15 protein-coding genes are annotated in these 16,139 nt (G+C 66.7%); 6 read left to right on the forward strand and 9 right to left on the reverse strand.

Annotated features, from left to right (window positions below; all coding sequences use genetic code 11):
- Position 1: 1 nt before the first annotated feature.
- From pdxA to ACORJG_RS04735, 5 genes are all read right to left on the reverse strand, one after another.
- Complete coding sequence (gene pdxA / locus ACORJG_RS04715) at positions 2-1,021, reverse strand: 4-hydroxythreonine-4-phosphate dehydrogenase PdxA (protein WP_427792024.1); 1,020 nt, start codon at positions 1,019-1,021, stop codon at positions 2-4.
- Positions 1,018-2,325: a peptidylprolyl isomerase gene (locus tag ACORJG_RS04720; RefSeq protein WP_427792025.1), complete on the reverse strand. Its 1,308-nt coding sequence runs from the start codon at positions 2,323-2,325 to the stop codon at positions 1,018-1,020. The genes pdxA and ACORJG_RS04720 overlap by 4 nt, the downstream gene beginning before the upstream one ends.
- A gap of 186 nt (positions 2,326-2,511) precedes the next feature.
- Positions 2,512-4,992: an LPS-assembly protein LptD gene (locus ACORJG_RS04725; protein ID WP_427792966.1), complete on the reverse strand. Its 2,481-nt coding sequence runs from the start codon at positions 4,990-4,992 to the stop codon at positions 2,512-2,514.
- Between the two features lie 64 nt (positions 4,993-5,056).
- Positions 5,057-6,160 carry an LPS export ABC transporter permease LptG gene (gene lptG / locus ACORJG_RS04730; RefSeq protein ID WP_427792027.1) on the reverse strand — a complete coding sequence of 368 codons (1,104 nt, stop codon included), beginning with the start codon at positions 6,158-6,160 and terminating at the stop codon, positions 5,057-5,059.
- Positions 6,157-7,353: an LptF/LptG family permease gene (locus tag ACORJG_RS04735; protein ID WP_427792029.1), complete on the reverse strand. Its 1,197-nt coding sequence runs from the start codon at positions 7,351-7,353 to the stop codon at positions 6,157-6,159. Before ACORJG_RS04735 ends, lptG begins: the two co-directional genes overlap by 4 nt.
- Before the next feature lie 96 nt (positions 7,354-7,449).
- On the opposite strand from ACORJG_RS04735, the gene ACORJG_RS04740 reads away from it, so the two are divergent.
- From ACORJG_RS04740 to ACORJG_RS04755, 4 genes are read left to right on the forward strand one after another with little or no spacing between them, the layout of a single operon-like run.
- The gene (locus ACORJG_RS04740) at positions 7,450-8,925 is read left to right on the forward strand and encodes a leucyl aminopeptidase (protein WP_427792031.1); all 1,476 of its coding nucleotides are present in this window, start codon (positions 7,450-7,452) and stop codon (positions 8,923-8,925) included.
- A 30-nt stretch (positions 8,926-8,955) separates the two neighbouring features.
- A complete protein-coding gene (locus tag ACORJG_RS04745; protein ID WP_427792032.1) occupies positions 8,956-9,417 on the forward strand; it encodes a DNA polymerase III subunit chi in 462 nt (153 codons plus the stop codon).
- Between the two features lie 23 nt (positions 9,418-9,440).
- Positions 9,441-9,770: a hypothetical protein gene (locus tag ACORJG_RS04750; RefSeq protein WP_427792033.1), complete on the forward strand. Its 330-nt coding sequence runs from the start codon at positions 9,441-9,443 to the stop codon at positions 9,768-9,770.
- Positions 9,771-9,786: 16 nt separating this feature from the next.
- Positions 9,787-10,089, forward strand: coding sequence for a hemolysin (locus ACORJG_RS04755; protein WP_427792035.1), 303 nt, complete (start codon positions 9,787-9,789; stop codon positions 10,087-10,089).
- A gap of 49 nt (positions 10,090-10,138) precedes the next feature.
- Here ACORJG_RS04755 and ACORJG_RS04760 read toward each other — a convergent pair whose 3' ends face one another.
- Both ACORJG_RS04760 and ACORJG_RS04765 read right to left on the reverse strand, forming a co-directional pair.
- Complete coding sequence (locus ACORJG_RS04760; RefSeq protein WP_427792036.1) at positions 10,139-10,381, reverse strand: DUF2164 family protein; 243 nt, start codon at positions 10,379-10,381, stop codon at positions 10,139-10,141.
- Complete coding sequence (locus ACORJG_RS04765) at positions 10,381-12,267, reverse strand: ABC-F family ATP-binding cassette domain-containing protein (RefSeq protein ID WP_427792037.1); 1,887 nt, start codon at positions 12,265-12,267, stop codon at positions 10,381-10,383. Before ACORJG_RS04765 ends, ACORJG_RS04760 begins: the two co-directional genes overlap by 1 nt.
- Positions 12,268-12,484: 217 nt before the next feature.
- On the opposite strand from ACORJG_RS04765, the gene ndk reads away from it, so the two are divergent.
- Positions 12,485-12,904, forward strand: coding sequence for a nucleoside-diphosphate kinase (gene ndk, locus ACORJG_RS04770; RefSeq protein ID WP_427792039.1), 420 nt, complete (start codon positions 12,485-12,487; stop codon positions 12,902-12,904).
- 125 nt (positions 12,905-13,029) lie between these two features.
- Positions 13,030-13,242: a hypothetical protein gene (locus tag ACORJG_RS04775; protein WP_427792040.1), complete on the forward strand. Its 213-nt coding sequence runs from the start codon at positions 13,030-13,032 to the stop codon at positions 13,240-13,242.
- 93 nt (positions 13,243-13,335) lie between these two features.
- Here ACORJG_RS04775 and ACORJG_RS04780 read toward each other — a convergent pair whose 3' ends face one another.
- Both ACORJG_RS04780 and purN read right to left on the reverse strand, forming a co-directional pair.
- On the reverse strand, positions 13,336-15,393 hold the full coding sequence (locus ACORJG_RS04780; RefSeq protein ID WP_427792041.1) for a M13 family metallopeptidase: 2,058 nt from the start codon (positions 15,391-15,393) through the stop codon (positions 13,336-13,338).
- Positions 15,394-15,500: 107 nt separating this feature from the next.
- The gene (gene purN / locus ACORJG_RS04785; protein ID WP_427792042.1) at positions 15,501-16,091 is read right to left on the reverse strand and encodes a phosphoribosylglycinamide formyltransferase; all 591 of its coding nucleotides are present in this window, start codon (positions 16,089-16,091) and stop codon (positions 15,501-15,503) included.
- Positions 16,092-16,139: the final 48 nt, after the last annotated feature.

Below are 16,139 nucleotides of genomic sequence, written 5' to 3' on the forward strand. Positions count from 1 at the left end.
GTTAGCGCGCCGCGCGGGCGGACGCCATCTCAGAAGCCAGTCGGACGGCGGCGATGAAGCTGTCGGCGCGGGCGACGCCTTTGCCGGCGATGTCGAAGCCGGTGCCGTGGTCGGGCGAGGTGCGGACGATGGGCAGGCCCAGGGTGGAGTTCACCCCGCCCCAGAAGTCCAGCGTCTTCACCGGGATCAGGGCCTGATCGTGATAGAGGCAGACCACGGCGTCGTAGCGGGCTCGCGCCTCTTCGTGGAACAGGGTGTCGGCGGGCAGGGGATCGGTGATGTTCAGCCCCTCGGCGCGCAGGGCCTCGGCGGCGGGGCGCAGGACCTCGATCTCCTGCAGGCCGATGGCGCCGCCTTCGCCCGCGTGGGGGTTCAGAGCGGCCATGGCCAGACGAGGAGAGGCGATGCCGAAATCGCGCTTCATCGATTCGTGGACGACGCGGGCGACACGGACGACGCGCTCGCCCGTCACCAGTTCAGGCAACTGGTCGATCGGCACATGGATGGTGACAAGGCAGGCGCGCAGGTCTTTGGCCGTCAGCATCATCACCGGGCCGCGCGTGCCGCTGAAGGGGATGTCGGCGGTCAGTTCGGCGATGAACTCGGTGTGGCCTGGAAAGCGGAAGCCGGAGGCGTACATGGGCGCCTTGGCGATGGGGGCCGTCACCAGGCCGCAACCTTCGCCCGACAGCACCAGATCGACGCCGCGTTCGATCCAGTCGGCGACGGCGACGGCGTTGGCGGGTTCAGGCTGACCCGCCGTGACAGGCGCAGGCGCCGGATTATGCAGAACGGGAATGGCGCGGCTGAAGACGCTGGCCGCGTCGCCGGGGCTGAGCACGGTCTCGACCGGCTGGCCCTGCACCTTCATCACCTCGGCGTCGCCCACGACGACGAAAGGCACGACGGGCGCCAAAGGGCCGGGCGTGGAGCCCAGCACTGCCCAGGCGCGCGCGATGATCTCCGGCCCCACCCCCGCGGGGTCGCCCATCGTGACGATGAGCGGCCGGATCATCGTCATTGCTTGATTTCGATCAGGGCGTCGGCCCGCAGGTCGCGCAGATAGCGGCGGCCCAGCATGGCGTAGTTCTGATTCTGCAGTCGGGCTTCGACCTGCTTCTCGGAAGGGGCCTCGGGGCCGCCCAGACGACGGCCGCAGACGGCCAGCAGGTGAACGCCCAGCGGCGTGCGGACGGCGGTGCTGATCGTGCCGATCTCGGCCGAGCGGGCGACCTGCTGGAACTGCGGTAACAGGTCGGCGACATCGCTTTCGCCCAGATCGGCGCCCATCAGCCCCTGTTCCGAGCGGGCGCGGGTCAGGATGTTGTCGCACGTCAGCTGGCCGCGCAGGGCCTCCAGACGCTGGGTCGCGGCCGTGACCTGGGCGGCGTCGGCGTTCTCGGGCAGCTCGATCATGACCTGCTTCATCTGGACCATGCTGGTCGAGGCGCCAGAGCGCTTGTCGCGCATGTAGAGGATGTAGACGCCGCCATCGACCGGGATCGGGTTCGACAACTGGCCGGGCTCCAGCGTGTCCATGACGGACTGCAGGGCGGGTTGCACCGAGCCTTGAACCACCCAGCCGGCGTCGCCGCCGCGCGCGGCCGACGGCGCGGCCGAGAATTGGCGCGCCACGGCCATGAAGGGGGCGCCCTGAATCATCTGCTGGACCAGTTGCTGGGCGCCGCTCATGGCTTCCTGCATTCCGCCGACGCGGGCGGCCTCCAGATAGATTTCACCGATCAGATACTGGGGCTTGGTCGCCGACTCGGTCATCTGGCGCATGGCCTGATCGACCTGACCCTTGGTGACGCGGGCGCGGTCGCGGAAACGACCGCCGACCAGTTCACGCCAGCCGATCTCGGTGCGGATCTGCTCGCGGAAGGGGGCGATGGAGATGCCGCCCTGTTCCAGGAAGGCGATGAAGTTGGCCGGAGAGGCGCCCGCCTGACGCGCCATGTCGGCGATTTCGGCGTCGACTTCCTGATCGGAAATCTTCAGTTGGTCGAATTTGGCGATCTCGGCGGCCTGAAGGTGCTGTTCGATCAGGTCGTTCAGCGCCTGCTGCTGGATGGCGGCGATGTTTTCTTCAGTCGGCTGAAGCTGCGACATGGCCATGATGACCAGCATCCGTTGGCGCAGGTCGAAGCCGGTGATGATGCGGTCGTTGACGGTCGCGATGATGCCGTCGGACATGCGGAACTGCGGCGCCGGGCCGGAGCGCTGGGGCGCTTCTTCGGCCGCCGGGTTCAGGGCGCCGGCGGCGGACGCCTGTGGCGCGGGTGTCTGAGCGGCGGACGCGGCGACCTGAGCTGTCTGGGCCATCGAAGGCTCCACGGCCGCGACGACCATGAGGGCGGCCAGGGCGGCACCTGTAGAGTAACGCATCAAACCCATCGTCAGTCCTGATTCCCTAAAGCGGTCCCGAGCCGTTCGTTCGGTGTTGCCAATGCTGGAGCGTCGGGCTCAGCACCTGGACGCCGGTCCCCTACGCCGCAATACGCATCATGCCTACCGCAGATTGTTGCGATCATAGCCTGAAGACCCAAAAGTGGCGAGGTTAAGACGGATGTAAACGCCCTCGGCCGGGCCGGTCGGCCGAACACGCGTGTTGTCGCGGCGCCAGCCCAGTTCGATCCGGAAGCAGTCGTCGTCGAACAGCAGGCCGACCTCGGATCGGGTGATGATGTTCTGCTCCAGATCAGCGATGCCTGTGACCGCGATCCCCCAGTTGCCGTGGACGAACTGGTTGGCTGCCAGCTGGACCAGTTCATAGTTGCGGTTTCCGGGACCATCCAGCGGATTGGAGCGGTCGACGATATAGCTTAGGCTGGCCAGGTTGCGGCGGCCCCAGCGGCCGTCGACGGTGGCCTCGGCGCGGCGGACTTCGCCCTTGCCGTCCAGCGTGGCGTGGAACCAGCCGCGCATCCGGTCGGAGGGGTTGAACGTGGCGTTGACCACCCAGTCCGATGTCCGGCCCGCCAGCCCCGAGGGATCATAGAGGCGCGAAGGGTCGTCCGGCAGGGGCGTCAGGAACTCATCCTGTTCGTCCGCCCTCATGCTGCGGCCCAGGAAGAAGCTGGCCGATCGCACATCATCCCAGCGCAGGGTGGCGCGCGCGCCTGCCGTGAAGCGCAGCCCCCCCTCCAGCAGATCATAGCCGGGGAAGCGATCCATGCGGAACAGCGACAGATGATCCAGTTCGACGATCTGGCTGTCTTCGTTGGGAATATAGCGGTCCAGGTCCGCCTTGTTCGAGATCGACAGCTGGGCCATCGGCTCAAGAATCAGGTCGGATGTGGCGCTGAGCGGCCGATACAGCGGATAGCTGACGTCCACCCCCGCACTGGCGCGACCGCGTGTCAGGGTCTGGTCCTTGACGCCAAGGGCGGGCGGCAGGTCGGCGACGGAATAGACGTCGGCCCGCAGGTCCACGAACGGCTCCCACCGCACGCCGATGGGCGAGATCATCGCCCGGCGCCATTCCGCCTGCCCGGTGACGCGGCGGCTGTCGACGCCGGGCAGGCCGTCGGTGGGGCCGACGGGAATCAGGCTGGGCGAAAGGGTCGGGAAGCCGACATAGGCGTCGCGCGTCAGCGACACGGCCGAGCCGCGCAGCCGCAGTCGCCCGCCGAAGACGGGGCTTTCCGGCTCCCAGCGGGCGTCGATCAGCGGCGCAACCAGCGGCAGGGTCTTGTCGTCCTCGAACACCAGATAGCCTTCCGGCGTGCGGAAATCGGTGGCGGCGAAGGCGGGGTCCAGACGCAGGCTCTGCATCGAGAAGGCCGCGATCGACAGATAGGAGCGTTCGGTCTGACGCTCGGCGTAGATCTGGCTGATCAGGCGGCGGCTGTCGCCGTAATAGAGGCCGTTGTCCTGATAGGTGTCGCGCACGTCGTAGCGGTCGAACAGGCTCTTGTCCGAACTGCGCTCGGCCGTGAAGCCCCAACGCCAGGGACCGTCAGGGTCGAACCTGCCGTGGGCCAGCAGATAGCTGCGGGTGGTCTTGTCGCCGAAACGGACGTTGCTCTCGGCCTTGCCGTCGCCGTCCAGATCGACTTCGCCGAAGTTACGGCCATAGGTGGCGCCGCCGCGCGCCACGATCATGCCGTCCGTGAACCGCTTGCGCCATTGCAGGCTCATCAGCGGCTCGACCTTGGTGTTGAACTGGGGGCTGACCAGAATGTCTTCGGACGGCGAGATGACGTGCAGATACGGCAGCTCCAGCGAGACGCCGCGTCCTGACTTGTAGTCGCCCCACGGCACCAGGAAGCCCGACGCCCGATCCACGCTGGGATCGGGGTGCGAGAAGGCGGGCAGGTAGAAGATCGGCACGCCGCCCAGCCGGAACACCACGTCGCGATAGAGAATGGCGCGCAGTTCTTCGTTCTGGACCGCTTTCGAGGCCTGAAGGGAGACGCTGGGCGTCTTGGCGGCGCCGTCCGCCGTGCAGATGGGGCAGGGGGTGAAGATGACGTTGTTCAGCTCGCTGACCGTTTCGGAGCGGCGAACGGCGGTGGCGGCCATCAGGCTGGAGCCGTTGGACAGGCGGGTGGCCAGATCGACGGCGACGCCCGCCTTGAGATCCGAACCCAGTTCTATGCGCTGGGCGTGAACGACCGAGCCGTCCGGCGCCGTCAGTTCGGCGTCGCCCGAGGCCGTGGCGATGCGGTTCTGAAGATCATAGGACAGGTTCTGCGCGCGCAGGCTGTGTTGCTGAAACCGGGCGACGACGCGGGCGTCGGCCGGGCCCTGGGCCGAGACGATGTCGTCCTGACGCTGGGCCGACTGGGCGTCGATAAAGACGGCGTCGGGCGTCAGTCCGTCTTCGCCGGGCGCCTGAGCCTGAGCCTGAGCTTGAGCCGCGGCCGGAGCGGGCGCAGGAGGCTGGACTTCCTGTGCGCTGGCGCCGTGGACGAAGGCCAGTTGTGACAGGGGCGCGCCCATGACCAAAGCTGCGCCGGTCAGCAGCCGAAGACGCAAGGCTCCCATACGGGGGAGGCGGCGGTTGGTCATGCAGTGTCCACTCATTGCCGGGCGGGCGCAAACCGCCCGATTAGCCGTCTTCCGTATAGATCAGCAAGGTAAAGGCGGCGAGAGCCGTCAATATCGGCGGCAGCCAGGCCGCGATAATGGGGGGCACCACCTCGGCCGAGCCCATGGCTGAAGAGAACTGGTTCAGGAAGAAGAAGGCGAAGCCCAGCACCACGGCCGCCACCGTCATCCGCGCCAGATCGCCCAGCCGCATCAGCCGCAGCGAGAAGGCCGCCGCCAGAATCGACATGGCGCCGAAGATCAGCGGCGTGGCCAGCAGCTGTTGCAGGCGCAGCTGATAGGCGGTCGAGGCGAAGCCTGCGTCCTCGATGCGGCGAATCTGGTTCGGCAGGGACCAGAAGGGCGTCGATTGCGGGCGGGCGAAATGCTGGAAAGCCTCCTGGTCGGCCAGGTTGGACGGCAGGTCCAGCGTGGCGTAGCGCACGGCCCGCTGGCCCGTCTGGGCGCCCGCCGCGTCGGTCAGTCGCCAGCGCCCGGCGTTCAGGGTGGCGGTGGCGGCGTCGATCCGCTCGGTGAAGACGCGGCGTCCGCTGGACGTCGTGGTGTAGATGAAGAAGGTCGCATCCAGCAGCCGCCCGCTGGCCTGTTCCTGACGGCCGCCGCGAATGATCATCTGGCGGTTGGCGTCGCCTTCGCGCAGCCAGACGGCCTCGGTCGGATCGCTGCCGGGCGTCGTGCCCGAGATGCGGGCGCGCTCGCGCTGCCAGACGCCGTCGCCCGCCGCCGCCAGAGGGCCCAGCACCGTCACCGTCAACACGCCCAGCAGCACCGCCGCCCCCGCCGCAGGCAGGACGAACCGCCAGGCGGACACGCCCGCCGCCCGCATGGCGATCAGCTCGCTGCGCCGGTTCAGGCTGACGAAGGCGCCGAGCGTGCCGAACAGGAAAACAAACGGCAGAAGCTGAACCACCACCGACGGCGACTTCACCAGCACCAGGCTGAAGATGCGCGCGCTGGACAGTTCGCCGGACGAATTCAGCCCGCGCGACACCTCGACGAAGTCGATCAGCATGACCAGGGCGGCGATGACGGCCAGGGCCACGCCCAGCGCCTTCATCTGCTGCATCAGCACATAGCGTTCGATACGTCCCAGACGCAGCCTCATGCGAACCTCGCCTTCAGACGTTCCAGCGGCGCCCAGCTGCGGCGGCGGCGCGGTTTCAGCGCGCGGAACAGGATGCGCAGGGCCAGCGCCGTGGCGGCCAGCGGCACGGCGTATTGCAGCACGTTCATCGTCCCGTTCCACGCGCTGGCCGCGACAAGGCCGTAGCCGATCACCCGCAGCACCAGAAAGGCGCCCGCCGCCCGGGCGATGCGTCCGCCATAGCCGCTGCGGCTGAAGGCGCCGCCCAGAATGGCCGCCAGCGCAAAGGCCATGGCCGCCATCGCGTAAAGGGGCGAGGCGAGACGCGAATGGCCCTCGGCCGCCAGTTCGCCGCGCGTCCCGGCGCTGTCCAGCAGGGCGGGCGTCGGGTCGAACAGGTCGGTCAGCCACAGGTCAGACGGCTTGAAGCGGATGCGCTCATCGGTCTTGGCGTAAGGCGACAGGTCGAACACCTGCTGGTCGAACGACAGCTGGTTCAGCACTTCGCGCGATGAATAGCGCTGCATCGAACCGTTCTGCATGGTCAGCACCGGCAGGCCGTCCAGACGGCCGAAGCGGGCGGTTTCGGCGTCCCAGGTGGTGACCGTCCTGCCGTTGTCCAGGTAGACGAAGAGGTTCTTCATCAGGCCGTTCTGTTCGATCTGCTGGACATAGACGGTCAGGCCGTCCGGGCCTTGGACAAAGCGGCCTTCCTCGACCAGCAGGGCGACAAGGTCGGTGCGGATGGCGAAGGCCTGACGGCGTCCCTCACGCTGGGCCCACGGCTGGACGAAGACGTTCACCAGCAGGGAGATGACGGTGACGATCAGGGCGATCTGCAATGCGGGCCGGATCAGCGACCAGCGGCTGACCCCGGCGGCGTAGGCGGCGGTCAGCTCCTGCTCGCGCTGCAATCGCGTCAGGGCGATCAGGGCGCCGACGAACAGGCCGATGGGCAGGATGACCGCGATCAGCTGCGGCAGGGCCAGCAGGGTCAGCTTGACCATGACCCAGACGCTCTGGCCGCGCTCGACGATGACCTCCAGCTGATCCAGGCTCTGGCTCAGCAGGCCGATGCCGGCTAGCGCCGCGACCGCCGCCACGACGGGCAGGCTGATCTGACGGAAAAGATACCTCTGGATCAGGGTCATGGGACGGAAAAGGTCGTAAGAATCGACTGCGAGCGTGTTGCAGCCCAGGGCGATGCGAGCCATGTAATACACATCCGGCCGCCCCGACGGAACTGTCGCCGCGACCATGTCGAAAACAAGCGTGATCGGGGCATGATTTCCCGGTCTGGAGTGGAATTAATGAAAATAGAATTCGTCTCTTCGGCTGGCGCCGCTGAAATTCTCGCCGTGCTGGTTCACGATGGGCGCGCGCTGGCGGGGACCGGGCCTGCGCTGGATCAGGCCGCCTCGGGCGCCCTGGCCAAGGCGATGAAGAACAGCCGCTTCACCGGCGCCGCCAACAGCAGCTTGAGCGTCGCCGCTCCGGCCGGGATCGACGCGAACGCCGTCCTGCTGGTCGGTGCGGGCGCGGCGGACAAGGTCGATGATCTGGCGGTCGAAACCGCCGCCGGCGCCGCCTATCATGCCGCCAAGATGTCGGGCGCAGAGGTGCTGACCATCGACGCGGCGCATCTGTCGCCGGAACTGGCCGCCCGTGCCGGTTTCGCCGTGCGTCTGGCCGCCTATCGCTTCGCCAAATATCTGACCAAGCAGAAGGCCGACAAGATTCCGTCGGTGACGACGGTGCGCGTCGTGACGTCGGACGTCGCCGCCGCCGAGGCCGCCTTCGGCCCGCTGTCGGCCGTGGCCGACGCCGTGCTGTTCGCGCGCGATCTGGTGTCCGAGCCCGCCAACATCCTGTACCCGGCCGAGTTCGCACGCCGCGTGAAGGAACTTGAGGCTCTGGGCGCCAAGGTCGAGATTCTCGGCGAGGCCGAGATGGAGAAGCTGGGCATGGGCTCGCTGCTCGGCGTCGGCATGGGTTCGGTGCGTGAAAGCCAGCTGGCCGTCATCCAGTGGAACGGCGGCAAGGCGGGCGACGCCCCCATCGCCTTCGTCGGCAAGGGCGTCTGCTTCGACACCGGCGGCATCAGCCTGAAGCCTGCGGACGGCATGGAAGAGATGAAGTGGGACATGGGCGGCGCCGCCGCCGTGGCCGGCCTGATGCACGCCCTGGTCGGCCGCAAGGCCAAGGTCAACGTGGTCGGCGTTCTGGGTCTGGTCGAGAACATGCCGGACGGCGCCGCACAGCGCCCCGGCGACGTGGTCACCTCCATGTCGGGCCAGACCATCGAAGTGCTGAACACCGACGCCGAAGGCCGCCTCGTTCTGGCCGACGCACTCTGGTACACGCAGGACCGCTTCAAGCCGAAATTCATGGTCGACCTGGCCACGCTGACGGGCGCCATGATCATCTCGCTGGGCCTGGAATATGCGGGCGTCTTCTCCAACAGCGACGATCTGGCCGACAACATCGCCGCCGCCGGTCCCAAGGTGGGCGAGAAGACCTGGCGCATGCCGATCCCGGCGGAATACGACCGCCATATCGACAGCCCGATCGCCGATGTGAAGAACATGGGCAACGGCCGCGCGGGCGGTTCGATCACCGCCGCCCTGTTCCTGCAACGCTTCACCAACGGCACGCCGTGGGCGCACATCGACATCGCGCCGACCGCATGGGTCAAGGATTCGAAGAACCCGACCGTGCCGGACGGCGGCGTGGGCTGGGGCGTGCGTCTGCTGGACCGCATGGTCGCTGACGCCTACGAAGGCTGATCACGCCTGCGTTTGAAAGGGTAGGGCCGGGTGTCTGACGCCAAGCCGGAAATCTGGTTCTACCATCTGGAGCGCTCGACGCTGGATCAGGTGCTGCCGACCCTGCTGGAGCGCACGCTTCAGCGGGGCTGGCGCGCCCTGATCCGGGGCGCGACCTCACATCGGCTCGACGACATCGACGAGTTGCTGTGGACCTATCGCGACGACAGCTTCCTGCCTCATGGACGGGCGGACAGCGACCATGCCGCGCGCCAGCCTGTGCTCCTGTCCGAATCGGGCGAGAATCTGAATGGCGCTCAGGCCCTGTTCATCGTCGATGATTCAGAGCTTGGGGCTACGCAGGAGTTCGCACGTTGCTTCATCATCTTCGACGGTCGGGACGAGCAGGCGCTGAACCATGCGCGCGGGCGCTGGCGGACGCTGAAGGCGGACGGCGCCGACCTGGCCTATTGGAAACAGTCGGACGAGGGGCGCTGGGAAAAGGCGGCCTGATCGCGGTTGCGGGCGCTCTGGCCGTGTCGGCCTGCGCCTCGCCGCCGCCCGCCCGCACGACGGCCTATCCCAACTATCCGACCACGACGGCCGTAACACCCGCATCACCGACCGAGCGGCCCTATCTGTCCGAGCCAGGCGTCCGTAACGCCTCGGGCGAGGCCATGTGCAAGGCCGATGAGTTTCAGTGGCTGATCGGGAAACCGCGCAACCAGATTCCCGTTCCCGTGGATGTGGTGAACCGGCGGGTCGCCTGCACGACCTGCCCGGTAGCCGAGGACTATTCGCCCTATCGGCTGAACATTTTCTACAACCAGCGCACGGGCCTGATCGAACAGGTCCGCTGCGGCTGATCGAAAGGACGCTGTCATGAAGACGTTTCTGACTTTAAGCGCCGCCGCCGGTTTTCTGGCCCTGGCCGCCTGCGCGCCGACGCAAGGGGGCGGCGCGACGCCCACGCCGAACCCCGATGCGACGCCGGTGGCCTGCAAGGCCAGCGATTATCAGGAGTATGTCGGCCGCAATCGCTCGACCATTCCGACGGCGCCCGAGGGCCGTATCTTCCGCGTCCTGTGCAGCAGCTGCGCCGCGACGATGGACTATCGCGATAACCGCGTGACCTTCACCTACGACAACAAGACCGATGTCGTGACGCGCGTCAGCTGCGGCTGAGTTCAAACAATATCTGCTCATCCCGGCGGACGCCGGGGTGAGCGGGGGCTTATCGCTCCAGACCGTAGAGGGCGTCGGCGATGTCCTCGACCTTCTGGCGCACCACGGTTTCGGCATCGCGCAGGCCGCGGTTGTAGAACAGGCGGCCGATGTCCTGACCTATGAACTCGACCAGCATCTCGGCGGGCAGGCGGCCGACCTCCACCTCCATCTCGTCGCTCAGATAGGCGCGCAGGCGGGCGGCCGCCTCCTGCATCTCGTCCTTGGACAGCAGGGGCGACGCCTTGCTCATCACGACACCTCGGCCAGAGCTTCTTCGGCGGCGATCCAGTCGACTTCGGCCTGATCCAGATCGGCCTGGGTCTTGGCGCGTGAGCGGGTCAGGCCTTCCAGCTTCTTCGGATCATTGACGGCGGCGTTGGCCAGATCGTCGTCCAGACGCGCCAGATCGGCGGTCAGCTGCGCCATCCGGTCCTCGGCCTTCTTCACCGCATGGCGAAGCGTGGACGGTGACGGTCCCTTTTTCTTTTCGCCCTTGGGCGCGGCGGCAGGCGTGGGAGCCTCGGCGGCGACCTCTTCATGCTTGACTTGGCTGGGCTTCATGCCTGCCTGTTTGGCGCGGTCGAGGACGAACTTCTGATAGTCGTCCATGTCGCCGTCGAACGGCTTCACCGAGCCGTCGGCGGCCAGCCACAGACGGTCGGCCACCAGTTCCATCAGCGAGCGGTCGTGGGTGATCAGGATGACCGCACCGGTATATTCGTTCAGCGCGTCCAGCAGGGCGCGGCGGCTGTCGATGTCCAGGTGGTTGGTCGGTTCGTCCAGGATCAGGATGTGCGGCGCATCCATCGCCACCAGATTCAGCAGCAGACGCGCCCGCTCACCGCCCGACAGGGCGCCGACGGTGGTCTCCTGCTTTTCGAACGGCAGGCCGAACTGGGCCAGACGGCTGCGGCGGCTGGATTCCGAGGCGTCCGGCATGGCGCGACGGATAATCTCCAGCGGCGTGTCGGTCGGCTCCATCGCCTCGATCTGGTGCTGGTGGAACCAGCCCACGCGCATCTTGCCGTCGCGGTGGAACTCGCCCGTCTCGATGGTCAGGGCCTTGGCGATCAGCTTGGCGAAGGTCGATTTGCCCGCCCCGTTGACGCCCAGCAGGCCGATGCGGTCGTCCAGATCCATCCGCAGGTTCAGGTTCTTCAGGATCGGCTTGCCAGGTTCATAGCCGACGTTGGCCTTCTCCAGCCGGATCAGCGGCGGGGGCAGGGGGCGTTCGGGCGAAGGCAGGGTGAAGGGGGCGACGCGCTCTTCGGGCGGCAGTTCGATGCGCTGCATCTTCTCCAGCCGCTTGACGCGCGACTGGGCCTGCGTGGCCTTGGACGCCTTGGCCTTGAAGCGGTCGATGAACTTCTGCAGGTGGGCGCGCTCGGCGTCCTGCTTGGCCTGGGTCGACGCCATCAGGCGCAGCTTCTCGGCCCGCGTCTTTTCAAAGGTGTCGTAGTTGCCGGTGTAGAGGTCCAGCTTGCGGTTCGACAGTTGCAGGATGTGGGTGCAGACGCCGTTCAGCAGCTCGCGGTCGTGGCTGATGATCAGGGCCGTGTGCGGATAGCGTTTCAGCCGCTGCTCCAGCCACAGGGCGCCTTCCAGGTCGAGGTAGTTGGTCGGTTCGTCCAGCAGCAGCATGTCCGGCTCGGCGAACAGGGCGGCCGCCAGGGCGACGCGCATCCGCCAGCCGCCCGAGAACTCGGCCATCGGGCGCAGGATGTCTTCATGGCTGAAGCCCAGACCCGCCAGAATTTCGGACGCACGGGCGGGGGCGCTGTCGGCGTCGATCTCGATCAGACGGCCCCAGATCTCGCCCATCTCTTCCGGTTCGGCGGTTTCCAGCCGGGTCAGCAGGTCGTGGCGCTCGACGTCGGCTTCCAGAATGGTGTCAAGAACGCTGACGGGCGTTGCGGGGTGTTCCTGATCGACCGAGCCGATACGGGCGGTCTTGGGCAGGGAGATTTCGTCGCCGTTGGCGGCCAACTCGCCCAGGATCAGCTTGAACAGGGTCGACTTGCCGATGCCGTTGCGGCCGACCAGCCCGACCTTGGAACCGGGCGGCAGGCTGACGGAGGCGTCATCAAGGAACTCGCGGCCCCAGGCGTTGTAGGTCAGGTTTTTGATCTGCAGCATGGCAACCGGAAAGAAAAAAGGCTCAGAGCGAAATCGGTTCACATGCGCTCGCATGTGAACCCAGATATTCGCTCAAGTGATTGATCTGGGCCATTGATCTGAGTTCGGATTGGCTCAATCCGAACCGATAATGGTCCAGGCGCGGGGATATTGGAAAGATGTGCGGCGCTCGCTATAAGCCGCCGACCCTCAAACTCCCAAACAAGAAGTCACTCCCATGACCGAACGTACGTTCTCGATCATCAAGCCGGACGCCACCCGCCGCAACCTGACGGGCGCCATCAACGCCGTCATCGAAGGCGCTGGCCTGCGTATCGTGGCTCAACGCCGCGTCAAGCTGACCGAAGCCCAAGCCAAGAAATTCTATGAAGTGCACGCCGAGCGTCCCTTCTACGGCGAACTGGTCTCGCAGATGATCGCCGAGCCGGTCGTCGTGCAGGTGCTGGAAGCTGAAGGCGCCGTCGCCAAATATCGCGAAGTCATGGGCGCCACCAACCCGAACGACGCCGCTGAAGGCACCATCCGCAAGCTGTTCGCCCTGTCGATCGGTGAAAACTCGGTCCACGGCTCGGACTCGCTGGACAACGCCAAGATCGAGATCGAGCAGTTCTTCACCGACGCCGACATCGTCGGCTAAAGGCTGAAACAGGCCGCTTTGCGCGGTCTGGCTCAACGATAAGGCGGCCCGCTCCCGGAACCGGGGGCGGGCCGTTTCGTTTCAGGGTCACGCCGTGCTCTCGCAGAAGAACAAGGATGACCGCGATGAAGACGATTCTGAAATTTGCTCCGGTGCTCGGCCTGACGGCCCTGTTGGCCGCTTGCGGAACCACTACGGAACAGCGCGCCGCCACGGGCGCTCTGGGCGGCGCCGTCGCCGGTCAGGTCATCGGCGGCAACACCGGCGCCACGGCGGCCGGGGCGGCCATCGGCGCCATCGGCGGCGCCGCGACCACGCCCAAGAAGCCGCACGAGTAAAGCTTTCCTCCCCACACAGTGGGGAGGAGAGAAAAAGGGCGTCGGCCGCGAAGCCGACGCCCTTTTCTTTTTGTCCGTCGCCGGACGCGCCGCTTACCAGATGCGGGCGCGCTTCTCAGGGGCGATGTATTCCGCCTGATCCGGGGTGACGCCGAAGGCGGCGTACCAGGCGTCGATGTTGCGCGGCGGGGTGGCTGCGCGCGCCATGCCGGGCGAGTGCGGGTCGGTGGTCAGCTGCTCTTTCAGGGCCTCTTCACGCGACTTTTCGCGCCACACCTGGGCCCAGCCCAGGAAGACGCGCTGTTCGCCGGTCAGGCCGTCGATCACCGGGGCCGGTTGACCGTTCAGGCTGCGCTTATAGGCGTCCAGCGCCATCAGCAGCCCGCCCAGATCGGCGATGTTCTCGCCCATCGTCAGGTCGCCGTTGATGTGCATCCCCGGCACCGGTTCTTCGGCGGCGTAGATGGCGCCGAGCGTCTTGGCGCGTTCCTCGAAACGGGCGGCGTCCTCCGGCGTCCACCAGTCGCGCAGCACGCCGTTGGCGTCGGTCTTGCGGCCCTGATCGTCGAAGCCGTGGGTGATCTCGTGCCCGATCACGGCGCCGATGCCGCCGTAGTTGACCGCCGGATCGGCGTTCGGGTCGAAGAAGGGCGCCTGCAGGATGGCGGCCGGGAAGACGATCTCGTTACGCGGCGGATTGTAATAGGCGTTCACCGTCTGGGGCGTCATGCCCCAGTCCAGCGGATCGACCGGCTTGCCGATCTTGCCGCGCTCATAGGCCCAGTCGAAGGCGGCGGCGCGCTCGACGTTGCCGTACAGGTCGTCGGCCTTCAGCTCCAGCCCGTCATAGTTGCGCCATTTCTCGGGGTAGCCGATCTTCACGCCGAAGTTGGACATTTTCTCGAGGGCCTGCGCGCGGGTGGCCTCGCTCATCCAGTCCAGAGCCTTCAGGCGCTCGGTCATGGCGGCGCTGAGGTTGGCGACCAGCTGTTCCATCTGCGTCTTGGACGAGGCGGGGAAGTGCAGGCGGACGTATTCCTGACCCAGCACCTCGCCCAGCTGGCCGTCGACCAGGACCACGCCGCGGTTCCAGCGCGGACGGTTCTCAGGCTGGCCGCGCAGGGTCTTGCCGCGGAACTCGAAGCGCGAATCGACGAAGGCGTCGGACAGATAGGGGCTGGCCTGATCGACGGTCTGGAAGGCCTGCCAGGCTTTCAGCGTCTCGATCGGAGTGTCAGCGAACACCTGGGCGATGCCGGGGATGGCGGTGTTTTCCATCAGCACCAGCGTGGGCACGCTTTCGACCTTGGAGGCCTGCAGGAAGGCGGTCCAGTCGAAACCGGGGGCGAAGGTGGCCAATTGCGCGGCCGGGGTCGGGTTGTAGATCTTGTCGATCTGGCGGCGCTCGACCGTGGTCCAGTGCTTTTCAGCGACCTTCGTTTCGAAGGCCAGGATGTCGGCGGCGGCCTGCGCCGGGTTGCTCCACCCGGCGGCGGTCAGGGCGCGCGTGACATAGCCGACATAGGCTTCGCGCTGAGTGGCGAAGTCGGGCTTCAGATAATAGTCGCGGTCCGGCAGACCCAGACCACCCTGACCCAGATAGGCCGAGTTGACATTGGGATCCTGCAGATCCTCGAACACGGCGACCCCGAACAGGGAGCCGCCGAAGCCTTCGTGGCTGGCGCCCATCAGGCGGGCCATGTCGCTGTGGTTCGCCACGGCGCGGATGGCGGCCAGATCGGCGGCCAGCGGCTGGGCGCCCAGCTGGTTCACGCGGGCCTCGTCCATGAAGCTGGCGTACAGGGCGCCGACCTTCTGGGCGTTGGCGTTGGTCGGGTTGGCGGCGCTGGCCTCGATGATGGCGCGAAGCTGGGCCTGCGAGTTCTCATAGAGGACGTCGAACGGCCCGAAGCGGGCCTTGTCGGCCGGAATCTCGGTGTTCTTCAGATAGACGCCGTTGGCGTAGGCGTTGAAGTCGTCGCCCGGCTTCACCGTCAGGTCGCGGCCGTCCAGATCAAAGCCCCACGGCTTGATCTCGGGCGTGTTGGAGACGGTGGTGGAGGCGTGGGCGTGTTGTGCGAGGGTCGGTTGGGCCGTGAAGGCGAGGGCGACGGCCATGGCGGCGGCGCCCATCAGGCGGGTTTTCATCATCGGGTCTTTCCAGTCGTACAGACGTGCGCGATTGCACCATCGGAACGGGCATTCGAGCTTGCCGGCAACCTGCGCCGGGCTGCGACCGGCTGTCGCATTAAAAATCGTTAAGAATTGGGAGCGTTCAGAAAATTCGCCAGAATACGGGGGTAAAGCTGATGTTCCGCCGCCTTGACGCGCGCGGAGAGAATTTCAGCGGTGTCTCCGGCCAGAATGGGCACGCGCGCCTGACCCAGCACAGGGCCTTCATCGACGCCTTCGGTGACGATGTGGACGGTGCAGCCCGCCTCAAGGTCGCCCGCTTCAATGGCGCGGGCGTGGGTGTTCAGTCCCGGATAGAGCGGCAGCAGCGAGGGGTGGATATTCAGCATCCGACCCGCCCATCCGCGCACCAGCCACGGCGTCAGCAGGCGCATGTATCCCGCCAGGGCCACCGCTTCGACGCCGCGTTCGCGCAGAAGGGCGTCGACGGCGCGCTCATGCGCCTCTCGGTCCTTGCCGAAAGGGGCGTGTTCGATGGCGACGGCCTCCACGCCCAGCGCACGTGCCCTGTCCAGACCGGCGGCGCCCGCGATGTTGGAGACGACCAGCACGACTTCATAGGGGGCGTCCGGCGCCTGTCCCGCCTCAATCAGGCTGACCATGTTCGAACCGGTCCCCGAAATCAGGACGGCGACGCGGGTTTTGGCGACGGACATGGAGAACTCATACGTGGAAAGCAGATGGCGACTGCCATGCGGCCCTCA

The organism is Brevundimonas diminuta (assembly GCF_050310045.1).
Classification (GTDB): domain Bacteria; phylum Pseudomonadota; class Alphaproteobacteria; order Caulobacterales; family Caulobacteraceae; genus Brevundimonas; species Brevundimonas diminuta_F.

Excerpts from the sequence above, each read along its gene's own strand:
- ACORJG_RS04735 (WP_427792029.1), bottom strand. The coding sequence starts at position 7,353 with ATGGCTCGCATCGCCCTGGGCTGCAACACGCTCGCAGTCGATTCTTAC.
- ACORJG_RS04740 (WP_427792031.1), top strand. The coding sequence starts at position 7,450 with ATGAAAATAGAATTCGTCTCTTCGGCTGGCGCCGCTGAAATTCTCGCC.
- ACORJG_RS04720 (WP_427792025.1), bottom strand. The coding sequence starts at position 2,325 with ATGGCCCAGACAGCTCAGGTCGCCGCGTCCGCCGCTCAGACACCCGCG.
- lptG (WP_427792027.1), bottom strand. The coding sequence starts at position 6,160 with ATGAGGCTGCGTCTGGGACGTATCGAACGCTATGTGCTGATGCAGCAG.
- ndk (WP_427792039.1), top strand. The coding sequence starts at position 12,485 with ATGACCGAACGTACGTTCTCGATCATCAAGCCGGACGCCACCCGCCGC.
- pdxA (WP_427792024.1), bottom strand. The coding sequence starts at position 1,021 with ATGACGATGATCCGGCCGCTCATCGTCACGATGGGCGACCCCGCGGGG.
- ACORJG_RS04780 (WP_427792041.1), bottom strand. The coding sequence starts at position 15,393 with ATGATGAAAACCCGCCTGATGGGCGCCGCCGCCATGGCCGTCGCCCTC.
- purN (WP_427792042.1), bottom strand. The coding sequence starts at position 16,091 with ATGTCCGTCGCCAAAACCCGCGTCGCCGTCCTGATTTCGGGGACCGGT.
- ACORJG_RS04775 (WP_427792040.1), top strand. The coding sequence starts at position 13,030 with ATGAAGACGATTCTGAAATTTGCTCCGGTGCTCGGCCTGACGGCCCTG.
- ACORJG_RS04760 (WP_427792036.1), bottom strand. The coding sequence starts at position 10,381 with ATGAGCAAGGCGTCGCCCCTGCTGTCCAAGGACGAGATGCAGGAGGCG.
- ACORJG_RS04755 (WP_427792035.1), top strand. The coding sequence starts at position 9,787 with ATGAAGACGTTTCTGACTTTAAGCGCCGCCGCCGGTTTTCTGGCCCTG.
- ACORJG_RS04765 (WP_427792037.1), bottom strand. The coding sequence starts at position 12,267 with ATGCTGCAGATCAAAAACCTGACCTACAACGCCTGGGGCCGCGAGTTC.
- ACORJG_RS04725 (WP_427792966.1), bottom strand. The coding sequence starts at position 4,992 with ATGGGAGCCTTGCGTCTTCGGCTGCTGACCGGCGCAGCTTTGGTCATG.